This window comes from Bacillus sp. FSL K6-4563, from assembly GCF_038630405.1.
Lineage (GTDB): Bacteria > Bacillota > Bacilli > Bacillales > Bacillaceae > Bacillus > Bacillus pumilus.
In genome coordinates this window covers 194,562-208,267 of the sequence record NZ_CP152030.1, presented here as the reverse complement: position 1 = coordinate 208,267, position 13,706 = coordinate 194,562, and the positions used below count along the sequence as shown (strand labels likewise).

The following is a 13,706-nucleotide window of genomic DNA, read 5'->3' as shown; positions in this document are numbered from 1 at the left end:
CAACATAAAAAATAAAAATCAGAATGTTCATTCTGATTGAGAAACATCAATCTTTCGATGTATATTATCATAATAAATCTACCCTTAAAAAACAATTGTTTTTTTGAGAGAAACACTATTATCAAAATATTCCGACATAAAGAGATACTCAAATTGTTTTATATTGATAAATTGAATCAAGGGATGAAAGTCATTTCAAAGCTGATGACTTAATAAAAACTGACCGCCTCTTATATCAACCTCAAAGAATCGCAGTCCATTTTTATGCACCATTTTGTCCTTCTCTCGATGACAAGAAAAGTCATTCCGGAAAGCGCCGGATCTTTTCTTTACATAACAAGTAAACCCATCATTTTCCGGTATCGTCACTTTGACATTTGCTCCGGTTGAAGTAGATTTAAGTGAATTTAGCATGTTTGTAGAATGAATCTGCATCCTTCTACCTGTTACATGCAGATCAACGTCCGAAAAGGCACCCGTCAACTCAACTTTTGACGATGTGGCGTGCAGTAATAATCTTTGTGCGGTCAGTTGCCGACTAGAAATAAGCCCACCTACTGTCTCTAAATAGAGATGCTTGATGTCACCTGATAGCATCGTCTTTCCGGAAGTTAAATGACAAGAGACATTTTCCGCCTTCAGTCTCTCTGCCTGAAGATTTGCTCCTTTACAACGAAGAGATATGGACTGTAATTGTCGTTTAGGAAGAAAAATAGCGACATCGGTTTTATAAAGTTGAAGCCCAAAGCTGAGTATTTTTTTCCGTCTATCTTTAATGAACAATCGCCCATCCTTTACCTGATGACTCATCAAATAACGATTTGGAAAAACTTGATTGGCCGTTTGACGAATGATGAGATAAGGATGATCATGGTGTTGAATACACACCTCTCCGAGCAACCAATCCAACGATAATTCTACGACCGATTCTTCAATTTGAATCGTATGCTCCATATGTCTCCCTCCTTGTATACTCGCTTATCTCGCTTGAAGCCGGGTCATGCGGCCCCATAATTCCAAGATCACGATGAGGACAGCTATCATCATGACTCCTGACAAAATGAAATTCATTTGATCATTACCATAAACAGCGATTAATACGTTTCCTAAAACAGCACATAGAACAATCGCAGTCAGAATGGTCATGAAAGTAGACCTCTTCATTACCCCCACTCTCATCGCAATCATGCCAATACCATTGATACAACAAGTAAACACTAGGTACGTTTTGATCACAGTGAACATCACATCAGCTGTCAGTGCATCTTGAACAATAGGGAAGAATGTTTCAGTGACACTAAACACAACAAATGAAGGAATGATACTACACAGCATGACAATTGTAGAAAAGCACAGCATCCAAACCATTCTCGAAAGGAGGGATGACTTCATACTGGATGAATGAGGTTCATGTTCTTTCAATGCAGTCACTATTACTCGACAATACATCATGGCTGTGACGATCGAAAAAAAGATCATCCATACTATACTCGTCAACAAATAAATATTCGGATATTGCTGAAAACCTATTTCCTGTTCAACCTGTGCAACAAACGCGACAAAATAAATAAACACCAGCAGTACAATACTGATAATCATACTAGCTTGAATATAATTTTTCATATGACTTTTTCTTAGCTCAAGTTTTACGAAGTGAAGCATAAGGGATCCTCCTATGAAATGAATTTTGCTTTTGACTCTTTTCTGGCCATTTAGGTTCCAGGCTGATCATATCCACCAATCCCAGCATAATGCGCTGTGACCTTTTGAATAAATAGATCACTCACCACATCCACTCCGAGACCTTTCATCATCTGTTGTAAAAACAGTAAACGCTGACTAGTTTCCTGCTCATCACGAGCAAATAACGTTGGGTTCAGCCATATATTCACGAGAAGCATAAACACTTCTGCCACTTCACCAGGAAATGCAGTTGTCATCGAACCATCATCAATTCCTTCAAGAATCAGCTGTTTGATTTTAAGCGCATCCTGATTGACTCCTGCCTTCATCCCTTCAACCACAAATTGCGGGTTTTTGATCTGGTCAACCAAGATCCCATCAATCGAATGAGATTTTGGATCTACCACTAGCTGCTCTAAAATACGCTGCAGCTTCTCTTTTGCATGCGCTGCTTCTGTATGCTTAATCAGATCTTCAAGCTTCTCAGTCGCATGACGAAATTGCCTCTCCATCACGGCACGTAATATTTCTTCCTTCGATTTGAAATGATGATAAATAGCCCCTTTAGACATGTTCAATTCATGGATAATATCCTGCAAACTCGTCTTTTCGAATCCTTTTTCCTGAAACAGCTTCGTCGACACATCTAAAATTTGCTGGATTGTCTTTTCTGGATATTTATTTCTGGCCAAATAAAACGCCTCCTTTTACATACCGACCGTCGGTATGTATATTTGTATTTTTCATTATAAACTGTTCTTAAAGATTTGTATAGAATAAAAAAGAGACCGCTCACACGGTCTTCTCAAGCTATAAATTCACAGGAACATCCGGCAATGCCAAATCCTCACTTCCCCCACTATCTCAGGCACCCGCCTCATCTGTTCTTAATCATAAAACAAATCAACACGCCTGTTTTGATTCAACAACCTTGGGTATCTCTAGATGTTAACGGTGACTCTCGATGTTAGATAAAAATTCTCTAAAATCAGCTGCGAGTTCCTTCGATTTCGTATGATGCAAATAATGGCCGCCTTTGAAAGTAACTACTTTTCCGTGATCTACATTTTTCAGTAGATCTTCATGCATTGGTTTCCAGCTTGGTGTTTCTTTCTCCGTTTGATCCGCTAGATAGAAAACAACGGGGAGATTCTTAGGGAAATGTAATCGTTGAGCATTTTTAAAATTGTTTCTAAAGTTATCTGCCTCACTAGCTTGGCTTTCATCCATGAAATTTCGGAAGGTCAGCATTTTAATTTGAGCTCTCGTATGATCATCCACTTTAGGCATCACCAGTTGATCTGGATTCATTTTCACTATCAATCTATAAAAGCCGGATTGATGAAGCAGCTGTAAGCTGGAGATTGGCAATTCATCTGCATCCTCCTGCTTAGGAACACTGCTGTCAATTCCAACAAACGCTTGGACTTCCTTTTCATATTGATTCACATATTCTAATCCATAAATGCCAGAGATCGAATGACCCATCAACGTATACTTTTTAATGTTGAGCTTCTGCAAACATTCATGAATCTCATCTACAATGTTTTGACTTGTCCGTGCTTTATCTGTATCGTCACTTAAACCATATCCAAATGGTTCAATCACTACGACTCTATAATAAGGTGATAATTCATCTACTAGAGGCTTGAAATCTAGCACTGGTGAAGCAGTTCCATAGCCTGGCAGAAGGACAATCGTTTCTTTCCCATCGCCTTGAATGAGCGCATTCATTTGCTTCCCATCCACCAAGACCTTTTGCCCATAAGCTTCTATTTTCCCCTTCTCCCTTTCATTACTAATGAGGTTTACAAAGTAAACACTAGCCAGAAAAACAACCATAACCGTGATAATGGTGCCTATGGAGATCAGCATGATTCTCAATATTTTTTTCATTGGTTTTCTCTTCCCTTCATGATGAAGAACTCTAGCCTACATCCCTCGATGAAAATTAATATTTTCTTTCACAATAGATGATGCCGATTGTATTTGCGCAAACACTTGATACATACATAAAAGTAATCGCTATATAAAACCATTCTGTTGGAGATGAAAATTGATGGACTAAAGATTGAATGATAACAACTAATAGATAAGCTAAAGCAACACCTACAATAGAAAAACTTCCTGCTTTCGCTAGAATAAATTGACCTCGTTCATCATGTTTATATTCACGACTTTTCTTAAATTGAAAGGCGGTGCTTAAAATAGAAAGGATAATCAGAGAATAAAGTATGATCGTCGTCATCATTGTTGTTCCTCCTTGTCGACCTCTTGAAATACGTCATACAAATCAACTTCAAATGTCCTAGCAATTTGAAAGGCTAATTTTAAAGACAAAGAATATTTACCATTTTCAATCGCTGCCACAGTTTGACGAGTCACACCTAACTTCTCTGCCAAATCCTTTTGTGTCCAGTCTCTTTCTGCCCGTAATACCTTAATTCGATTTTTAATCTCCATTTCAAATTCCTTTCTTAAAGGAAGATTTATTTAACAATATGTTAAAAATAATTAACATTATGTTAATTAACAATAACCTCTTTTCTTCTGTATGTCAATTTCACTTGATTCAAAAAAAGAATCATCCATTTTGAAAATCCTACCTCAAAATGAATGATTCTCTATAAATGATGTGATCATCTGAATTAAAACACTTTCCTCTGGTAAATCGCAGTAGAAAGTCCCCAAGACAGCAAGTAGATGAGCATAATCAGCACAGTTGATCCCGTATATAAAATAGGGATCGATAAATTCATCATAAAATCAGTAATCCCACTAAATTGCTCTGCTAAATAGACAACAACAGGCGGACCCATAGCGGATAATAGGATAAAGCCAATGATCACTGCCGTTGTGATATAACCAGGCTTTAAGATATAAAACAATGGAAACGTACACGCCGCGAACAATAAAAACAACCCGCTGCCAAGAGCAATATCCGTCATCGAAAACAGCTTCCCAAAACTAAATAAAGCAACACTTGTCAGCCCGATCGCAATGACCATATAAAAAACGGCACCAAGATAACGAGATGCAATAATTTCATTCCGTGTATAAGGCAAAGAATTTAATAGAATATTCGTTTCTGCCTTCTCATCATAAGCGTATGTGTTAAATGGAATGAAGACACTAGCGACTAGAAACGTCAATACTGGATGGACATCCATGAAAATAAAAAACAAAATAAACGGAATAAAAATAAGTAACTGCTTCTTTTGCAAAATCACATCACGCTTAATTAAATGAAACATGCGCAACCCCGCCTTTCAAATAAAACATGATATCCTCAAGCGACGCCGGTTCAATCACAACAACATCCCCAAAAATAAGTTTCACCTCATCAATCCGATCTGTTAATGCTTCAAATCCGGCTGCCGTACGCTGAATATAGATAAACGCCTTTTCTGTGTCTCGATCCAACAAATCCAGGCTCCCCTTCACCAGCGCATAATTCTCCGCTACCTCATGTATCGACTGTTGAAAGACCAATCTTCCATTTTGTATAAACGCAATATAATCCGCAATGCGATCTAAATCAGTCGTCATATGCGTCGAGAAAAAGATCGTTCGATTTCCATCAATCATCAATTCTTGTAACGTGCCGAGTAGCTCTCTTCTAAAGACCGGATCCAACCCAGCAGTTGGTTCATCCATGATAATCAGCTCGGCATGATGCGACAGCGCAATCGCAAGTGACGCCTTCATCTGCATCCCTTTTGAAAATGTTTTGATCGCTTTATTCAGCGGCAGACCAAACTGTTCAATATATTGATAAAAAAGCTGGTCATCCCAGCGTTTATAGGCAGGTGCCACAATTCGTTTAATGTCCTTTAAATTCAATCCTGGGAAAAAAACGTTCGCATCGTAAACAAAGCCGATTCGTTCCTTAATCTCTTTTTCATGGGTGCGGTAATCTAATCCGAAGATTTTAATCTCACCCGAATCTGGTTTTAATAAATTCATAATCATTTTAATCGTGGTCGACTTACCAGCGCCATTTTCTCCAATAAACCCTGTAACAAAGCCTTTTTTGACCTGTAAATCAAGATTCTGAACAGAAAAGTCCTTGAATCGTTTTGATACTCCTTTGAATTCAATCACGTGCTCCACTCTTCTCACTCCTCATACAAGAACTTTAATAACTGCTGCAATTCATCAAAAGATAAGCCTAATTCCTTGCCGTTTGTAACAACTGCTCCAAGCTGTTCCTCAATCACCTTCAATTTCTTCTCTCTCATGACCTCTAGGTTTTGCTCAGCAACAAATGATCCCTTACCGACAATCGAATAAATAAATCCTGCCTTCTCTAACTCTTCATATGCCCGCTTTGTTGTGATGACGCTGATTTGCAAATCCTTCGCCAGCTTTCGAATAGACGGTAGTGTCGCGCCTTCCGCCAGCTCACCCGTTAAAATCATCGATTTAATTTGATTCGTAATTTGCTCATAGATGGGCTCCTTAGAGTGGTTTGAAATCGTAATTTGCATATAAAAACCTCTTTTTTTCTGTACTGGTGTTTGGAACGAAATATTGTATATACACTATATACACATTATATACACACTGAAAGAATAATCAACCATTTTTTGATTGCAACTCAACTAAAAAACCGCACAGCTTTTCAGCTATGCGGCCTTCCCCAACAAAATTTATCTCCAATACACCCATTTTCCCATCATCCACTCCACCGGACCTCTTCTCCATTTTTTCAAATAGAGATAGCTGATGAACAGCTGTGCTATATACAGTCCGACAGCGAGCAGCAGTCCAAACATTGACCCCATCTGTCCAAATAGACCAAGTCCATAAGAATAGAAAATCGTTGTACAAATGATCGACTGCGCCAAATAATTTGAAAGGGACAAACGGCCAAGCCCTGCAAGCAAACGTTTGAGGCCTTCGGCTGCCTTCGAATAGTAAAAAACAATAAAAGCTTGAATATACCCGATCGCCAGCACATATCCACCGAGAACCATAACGAATTCACTCCAAGGCGCATCAATGAACGTCGCACATTTTAGTGCAAGGCCGACGACAATGACCCAGACCCAGCCTTTGCGATAGGCCATCCCTCGATCTTCTTCTGTGAGATGCCCTCGTTTACCAATCACCATGCCTAGCAAGGCGAACGGCCCCACCGTCATCGTACCGAAAAGAAACCCTAGTATCGGCATAAGCGTAATGCTCACGATCGCCAAAATAATGGTCACAATCATCATATCGTCTTCAACCGTAATCCGGCTGAGCAAAATATCAGCATAATCACCCTTCGCATACACATCGGTTAATAATTCATCAGTCCCATGAACAAGTTTCATCATGTATGGCGAAACGACTAATGACAATGCACCTAACACACCCGACCAAATCAGCATTGTTTTGATCCGGCTGCTCATAAACATCATCAAGAAAAGCATACAAGCTCCATAATAAAGAAGAATGTCACCATTCCAAATAAAGATGTAATGCAGCATTCCAAGCACAATCAGACCAAAACCACGGCGGACGACAATGGCATTCGTATTGAGTCCCTTAGCTTTCGTAGATTCAATCAGCTTAATAAAAGAATACCCAAACAAAAAGGAGAAAATCGGATAAAACGACCCCTGGAACAAAATTTCCGTTACATAAACGCCAAATTCCTGCCCCCAAAAACTCGAATCAAACATTTTCTCAAAATCATAATCATATTGAAAATTAAGCATATTCACGATCAAAATACCTAATAAACTAAAACCACGTAAACTATCAATTAACTCAACCCTAGACCCCTTCAACTCGACAGCTCCTTCGGAAAATATAAAAGCATATTTATCCTACCACACTTTTAAAAAATTGGTCTCTACACCCATGTAAAAACATACGTTTTAAGGTAAATTTAATAAAAAAACCTAGAATATACATTCTAGGTTTCATACGAATGAATTGATGAATGATGACTTTCTTCTTTCCGCGTCACACGTTTCAAATAAAACAAAATCCCCAATCCCCAAAAAATCAACGTCAGCTCTCAGTCTGCAGAAATCGAAAACCATTTCAATATCATTAAAATCAACAAAACCGCTCCAATCCCTGCGAAAAAAATGGCGTTTCTTTTTAATTCTTTGTTTGATTGAAACAACACTCTCTCCTCCCTGATACTTGCTAACTAATTGAATGTTTTTCTAACTTTTTCAATATTTTTTCCAAGCCGCTATCTCCCATTTTCCGATCTATTAAATTTCCCTCTTCATCTATAAGGCAAAAGCTAGGTAACCCTTGAATCTTATACTTTGCAACAATCTCATAATCCTGATCCAACACAATAGGAGCGGTCATATTTTTTTCCTCTGCATATTCTGAAACAACATCTGCCGACTTTTCATCTTCTGTATATGGAACATGGACACAGGTTAAATGAATACCCAACTGATTTACACGATATAGAATGTGGTCGGTTAATTCTTCACAATGCGGACAGTTGACTGACCAAAAATATAGAAGTTGCTGTCCCTCAGATAAACTCCTTTGATCTGAAGGAAAAATCCAAGGGAGGTGCTCAGGCCAATTGAGTTTTTGCGTTTCCACTATTTATCCCCCTTTTCCTTTAGCTGAAAAGCAATAATCTTCCCTAATGCTTCCTCTGCAGCAAAAGGAGTGACGCTGCCTGTTGGATTTTCTTGTTCTTGTTTTAAGCACTCGTACATGTTTTTTTCAATTTTTGATGGATCAATCCAAGAGATACACCATGATGCCCAGAAACAAGTAGGTCCCTCATAACGTTTAGCCAGTGCCAGAAGGAATGGCAAGCTAGGCTGTCCAATCCTCATGAGTGACATGGCAGCGGCCATTCTTGTATCCTCTTCTTCACTTTCTAATAGCTGCGCTAGTGGCTCAGCTGCTTCTCCCGCATCTGCTCCAAATTCACCAAGTACAGCTGCTGCAATGTTCCGCAGAGATCCTTTTTCTTTTAAAGCCTCAACAAGGACTGGCACTGCATCTTTTCCGAACTTTCTCAATTCCCCTATTGCTTGAACGATCGTTACTTCATTTGTATTTGCCAATTGTTGAACTGATTGAGACAGCTTATTTTCTGGTTTCATTGACAATTCACTCCTCTTTTTAATGAACCGCACGGTATCGATAACAAAGCACATAAAATCCTGCTCCAGCCACTAGGGATACAATTGTTGTCAACAAGCCATCAGTGATTAGATGAATGCTAATCATAACCATAGCACTAATCACAGACGCAAATAGCAATGATCGATAATAGGCGGCCAAAGCAAAACTCCTTTCTCGTCTCAGGGGCTGCATAAAGGCAAAGAGCCGTATGGCCAAAAACCATATATAAACTCCTCCACCAAATAAGGTCCAATACAATACATCCTGAATCTCAATTAAATAAAGAGAAATCAAGTAGAACGCATACAGCCAAAAGGTTTGAAACACTTCTAACAGGATGATTTTTTGATATAAAGCACCTGGAAAAAGATAGAGCACTCCTGTTTGTGCGTGTCTTACAATCCCAGCATAATATGAACTAAAAAGAACGGATGAAGCGATGACGATTAAGAATAGATTCAGCCAATCAGAAAAATAAGTAAGGACGACATAGTAAGTACCAATTAACAGCATTGTAGATAACAAATGAAAGGCCGCATACTTTTTTAGCAGCAATAATTCAATCCAAAGAAAAGCCCAGCTACCCGTTAATGACGGAAGCCCCCACCATGTCTTGCCCTTTTTTTGAACGATTGGACTTGATTGAATGTGTTTCCCCTCAAATTCTTCCCAAAATACTGCCTCCTTGACTAAAGACTCCTTCATCTCTAAACGATGACTAGCCTTGTACATCATCATGAAAGATAGGAACATTACTCCAATAAAGATGAAGAAAGAAAGAATGGAGAACTCTTCAATCATACGTCCAGCTTGAAACATCAAAGAATCAGCCATTTTCATCAAGAAGAGCTGTTTCATCATGAATTGATTCAAAACAAGCAGTGCAAAGAAGCAAAACATCAATACAAAACTAAGTATGAACAGGCGCTTATATACTCGAATGGTTCTAGCACAAGACATCGCAATCATCCAAGTTTCAACCAAACATAACAGCCCTGTCAGGATGAGTGATCTTCCAAGGAGAAACGGGTACTGCTGCGTCATAAAAAACAGAAGAAAATCCGCAGCCACAGCAGAGACAATAAGAAGAGCCCCTCGCCAAAAAATGTGATATAACCATACACTGATGACAACTGTCCATAGAGAAGCGCCATTTCCATATAACCAAATGATATCGTTCATTTGACTAGGCAGCCGATTTGTAAACAAGCCAAACCCCGTATAGAGAACAAACAAACAGACAATGATCCACCCAGCTGCAACCGCATTCCAATCACCCATACTTGAAACTGCGCTTAGCTGAAAACCAATTGCCGCAATGAAAAGAAGTAAGATCAGAAAAGGCATTTTCTTTTCTTGATTTTTACTGATCAAGCGCCTTTGAGATTTCATCCATAAAAGGGAGAGTGTGTTATTCACTTGACCACTCCCCCAGAAGTTGAATGACTTCTGCCCTCCACTCACTCTGTTCTTCCTTTAATTGAGGAACATCCATATTCTTCATGATGGCACCGTCTCGAATCAATACCACCCTACTGGCCGTATCGAGAACGAACTCCAGACTATGAGTCGACACAAAGACCGACCCACCTTGACTGCTTTTTTGTCTCAGCCAATCCGACAGCCACTGTTTTGACGGAATATCTAACCCGACAGTCGGTTCATCTAATATAAAAAGGGAGGCATCTTGAACAATGGCCCCTGCTAAGACGACACGCTGCTTTTGACCTCTTGACAGCCTTCCGCACAGTTCGTTCATCTTTTTTTCCATATGTACTTCTTTCAACGCTCCATATACCTTTTCCTTGATCTGTTTTAAGCCTTTATGATATCCTCGAGCACGGAATTGAACATGTTCAGCAGCCGTTAAGTCTGGATACAAATACGGCTGATCAGGAATAAGAGCTACTTGTTTTTGGACATGGGAATGACCAGGCGGGAAACCCTCAATGAGAATTCCCCCTCCATCTGGTTTATATAGCCCCGTTAAACACCGAATCGTTGTCGTCTTCCCGGCACCATTAGGCCCGAGCAGCGCCACAACCTCACCTGCTTCGATGGAAAACGACAGACCCTCTATCCCATCACCATTGCTATATCGTTTGCTTATATTCTGAACCTCCATGAATGGCATCAAATCTCTCCCTTACTATTAGAGTGATGTATGCTGAGGCTTCTTGGTATGTATATATCTCTGAAATTTAAATTGCCACAAGGGCATACACACGAGCACCAAATTGTGAATGAAATGTGCCGCAAGTACACTAATAAATCCATAATTCACAAAAAGAAAACCAAGGAAACATCCAAAAGTGAAAAGGTGCGCCCAGCGGACCCATCTCGGATCATACCCTGTAACTTGATGCATGATTGCCCATAAAAAAGATGATAGTAAAATTGACAGCACAGTATTATTACTTAACCATAAAAATAAAGAAATCATTAAAAGTCGGTATATGACTTCTTCTCCTATAGAACTTTGCAGACTCATATTTAGCCCTTGCCTTAAAGTAAATCCAGACAAAAACATACTTCTATTTGATAATTCTGGAGATATACGTAATCGATTTATTTTCTCTAATAGATAAAAAATAAATGAAGTGATGCCTAGACTAATAAGTCCACCGCTAAGACCAATAAAAATCTGCTCACTAATTCGATCTAAAAATGCTAAACCTAATTTATTCGCAAGAGCCCCTCCTCCCAATGAACATATAAATACTACAAATCCTGTCAATAATCCTGCAAACATCGTGGAGAGTATTCCAAGTAATTTAACCATATGAACACTCATCCTAGCATCATAAGCATTTACAATGGTTAACTGTATATCTTCTTTAATCGTGAGCGATTGTACTAAAACAATGATTAAACCTAGTAAAAGACTTAGTATGATTTGAGTTTGAACATCCATTAAGACTAAAACTAAAATAGCCACAACCATCGCAGCAGCTGATGCTAACATACCTGATATCCCAAAAGTAGATTCAACTTGTTCATCTCGTATTACTTTATTCATCTGATCTGTTAGAATCTCTGTATCTGTACCAATATAAGTAATTACACCTGATTGCATTTCAACTGTTATCTTAAGTCGAACATCTTCCTTTTCAGCAATATACCAATATGTTTTGACTTCACGAAAATCCTCTTCCTTTGAACCCGAACCAGTAGACTGTGTCTTAGCCCATAGTCCTGATGAAGAACAAGTTAGTTGATCCTTTAACCCTTCTGGTGATATTTTATTAGCTTTATTAGATAATGATGCTTGCCTAACATCTGCATAAAAAAATGTTACTTCATGCTTTGCGTTCACTCCTATTACAAAAGATTGATGTTCATGAACAAAGCGAACACGCCAAGACTCTACCAAGCCCATTTCGTGAAGTACACGTCGATTTTTATTCAGTAAACCTAGGTGATGTAGTTTATTCACTGTATCGTGGTCATACCAATAGACTGAATATACATCCCATTCTTCTACATCTACGCCTACAAATTCTTTAATAAAATTGATACTGACTTTTCTTGCCTCACTTTTATCTAAAAGATTTGATTCTATAGTTGATACTCTATACTTCATGAATAGGACAAGTCCTATCACTCCTAGAGCTGTCCATAAAATGAAAGTAATACTATTCATATGCAGCTCCTGCCTTCATCTCATTTTCAAATGGAAGGTCTGGTTCTGAAAGTTCAATTTTCCCAATACATTTACAGTTTTTCGCTTCACATTTCAATTTCATTAGCCGTGCTGGTGAGCCAATATCAAAAAAAGAATCTGTTAGAATATGACCTAAAGAGACATCCTCTAATTGACAAGGTGTCACATACCCATCTGCTCTGATATACCAAGCCAGATAACCAGGTGTACAAAAATCAGTTGTAAAAGAACTTTCTTCGTGTTCCCAATCGATTATATTCAGGTGATGTTCCCATTTATGACGTGCCTGTTGTAATTGACTCTGAACACGCTGTTCAAATGACGTCTCTAGTGCTTTAAAGTTCTTTGCAGCGCGCCCAACAGATAAGGTTTTACCAGCACGAAAAATGGAGGCATTTGCTCTTGCACAATGATCAATAACCTCTGTTACTTGATCAGCGTTTATTTCATTGATCGTCATTGCAACAATTACAGGAACATTCATCTCTGCTAAATGTTTGATGGTTTCCATACTCTCTTGAAAAGCACCTTTTCTTCCTCTTAAGGAATCGTGAGTTTCGCTCGTACCGTCAATACTAATTTGTACAGTTACATTGCCCAAATAACTAAGAAGTTCAACTTCTTCATGTCTCCAGTTTAGTCCATTGCTAAACACATTTACATTCGTAAATAATGAACTGGATGCCATTACAATCTCTTTAAAACCTTTGATTAACTTTGCTTCTCCCCCCGTTAAAGTAACATCAGCTACTCCCTGGGCTGCTAACTTTTGCATCACTTCGATCCATTGAGAACATGTTAACTCATCGGGATAAGGCTTCCCAGAACTGGCATAACAGAATGAACAACCTAAGTTACAGGCATTGGTTAATTGCAAAGTACAGCTAATAGGTAAATAAGACTGTAGCGATCCAGAAAACTGAATGGGCTGATCCAATAACCCCTGTGTCCAAGCCTCTGTAAAAGGGTGGGCACTCAACTCTTCACGCAACTGATCAGCTGTCAACTCTTCTTTTTTAACGATCTCCCAAATACGAGCAGTTTTGCTTAAATCTTTATTCTTAGATAATAAAAATGCAAGTTGAGCGCCTCTTCCGCTCAATCTAAAATAATACATTGATTTTCTATCTATCATGACGGCCCCATGAGGCTGTAAGTGGATGGCTAATTCAGGTAACTCATATTTTGCAATTTGATTATTCGACATAAAAACACCCCTTTTTATAGAATAAGGAGTTAGCAATGTATGCAT

16 protein-coding genes are annotated in these 13,706 nt (G+C 38.7%); all 16 read right to left on the bottom strand.

Annotated elements, in window-relative coordinates; translation table 11 throughout:
* Window positions 1–195: 195 nt before the first annotated feature.
* The 16 genes from MHH54_RS01215 to skfB all read right to left on the bottom strand — a co-directional run bounded on the left by MHH54_RS01215 (window position 196) and on the right by skfB (window position 13,661).
* Complete coding sequence (locus MHH54_RS01215) at window positions 196–954, bottom strand: DUF4097 family beta strand repeat-containing protein (RefSeq protein ID WP_342500579.1); 759 nt, start codon at window positions 952–954, stop codon at window positions 196–198.
* Window positions 955–978: 24 nt separating this feature from the next.
* Window positions 979–1,662, bottom strand: coding sequence for a bacitracin ABC transporter permease (locus MHH54_RS01210; protein ID WP_106029695.1), 684 nt, complete (start codon window positions 1,660–1,662; stop codon window positions 979–981).
* 50 nt (window positions 1,663–1,712) lie between these two features.
* Window positions 1,713–2,345, bottom strand: coding sequence for a TetR/AcrR family transcriptional regulator (locus MHH54_RS01205; RefSeq protein WP_106029723.1), 633 nt, complete (start codon window positions 2,343–2,345; stop codon window positions 1,713–1,715).
* 286 nt (window positions 2,346–2,631) lie between these two features.
* The gene (locus MHH54_RS01200) at window positions 2,632–3,579 is read right to left on the bottom strand and encodes an alpha/beta hydrolase (RefSeq protein WP_106032879.1); all 948 of its coding nucleotides are present in this window, start codon (window positions 3,577–3,579) and stop codon (window positions 2,632–2,634) included.
* A 55-nt stretch (window positions 3,580–3,634) separates the two neighbouring features.
* Entirely contained in the window at window positions 3,635–3,931 is a 297-nt protein-coding gene (locus MHH54_RS01195; protein ID WP_223251218.1) for a hypothetical protein, read from the bottom strand.
* Window positions 3,931–4,146, bottom strand: coding sequence for a helix-turn-helix transcriptional regulator (locus tag MHH54_RS01190; protein ID WP_012008754.1), 216 nt, complete (start codon window positions 4,144–4,146; stop codon window positions 3,931–3,933). The genes MHH54_RS01195 and MHH54_RS01190 overlap by 1 nt, the downstream gene beginning before the upstream one ends.
* 185 nt (window positions 4,147–4,331) lie before the next feature.
* Entirely contained in the window at window positions 4,332–4,937 is a 606-nt protein-coding gene (locus MHH54_RS01185) for an ABC-2 transporter permease (RefSeq protein ID WP_113386654.1), read from the bottom strand.
* The gene (locus MHH54_RS01180) at window positions 4,921–5,796 is read right to left on the bottom strand and encodes an ABC transporter ATP-binding protein (protein WP_106036007.1); all 876 of its coding nucleotides are present in this window, start codon (window positions 5,794–5,796) and stop codon (window positions 4,921–4,923) included. Before MHH54_RS01180 ends, MHH54_RS01185 begins: the two co-directional genes overlap by 17 nt.
* 5 nt (window positions 5,797–5,801) lie before the next feature.
* On the bottom strand, window positions 5,802–6,173 hold the full coding sequence (locus MHH54_RS01175) for a GntR family transcriptional regulator (RefSeq protein ID WP_226804586.1): 372 nt from the start codon (window positions 6,171–6,173) through the stop codon (window positions 5,802–5,804).
* Window positions 6,174–6,335: 162 nt separating this feature from the next.
* Window positions 6,336–7,463, bottom strand: coding sequence for a DUF418 domain-containing protein (locus tag MHH54_RS01170; RefSeq protein WP_226804585.1), 1,128 nt, complete (start codon window positions 7,461–7,463; stop codon window positions 6,336–6,338).
* A 367-nt stretch (window positions 7,464–7,830) separates the two neighbouring features.
* Window positions 7,831–8,253, bottom strand: coding sequence for a TlpA disulfide reductase family protein (locus MHH54_RS01165; protein ID WP_106029699.1), 423 nt, complete (start codon window positions 8,251–8,253; stop codon window positions 7,831–7,833).
* A complete protein-coding gene (locus tag MHH54_RS01160; RefSeq protein WP_106029700.1) occupies window positions 8,253–8,768 on the bottom strand; it encodes a HEAT repeat domain-containing protein in 516 nt (171 codons plus the stop codon). Before MHH54_RS01160 ends, MHH54_RS01165 begins: the two co-directional genes overlap by 1 nt.
* 19 nt (window positions 8,769–8,787) lie before the next feature.
* Window positions 8,788–10,209 carry a sporulation killing factor system integral membrane protein gene (gene skfF, locus MHH54_RS01155; RefSeq protein ID WP_106029701.1) on the bottom strand — a complete coding sequence of 474 codons (1,422 nt, stop codon included), beginning with the start codon at window positions 10,207–10,209 and terminating at the stop codon, window positions 8,788–8,790.
* The gene (locus MHH54_RS01150; RefSeq protein WP_106029702.1) at window positions 10,202–10,924 is read right to left on the bottom strand and encodes an ABC transporter ATP-binding protein; all 723 of its coding nucleotides are present in this window, start codon (window positions 10,922–10,924) and stop codon (window positions 10,202–10,204) included. Before MHH54_RS01150 ends, skfF begins: the two co-directional genes overlap by 8 nt.
* 18 nt (window positions 10,925–10,942) lie before the next feature.
* Window positions 10,943–12,433, bottom strand: coding sequence for a type II CAAX endopeptidase family protein (locus tag MHH54_RS01145; protein ID WP_106029703.1), 1,491 nt, complete (start codon window positions 12,431–12,433; stop codon window positions 10,943–10,945).
* Window positions 12,426–13,661 carry a sporulation killing factor system radical SAM maturase gene (skfB, locus tag MHH54_RS01140; protein WP_106029704.1) on the bottom strand — a complete coding sequence of 412 codons (1,236 nt, stop codon included), beginning with the start codon at window positions 13,659–13,661 and terminating at the stop codon, window positions 12,426–12,428. Before skfB ends, MHH54_RS01145 begins: the two co-directional genes overlap by 8 nt.
* Between the last annotated feature and the right edge of the window lie 45 nt (window positions 13,662–13,706).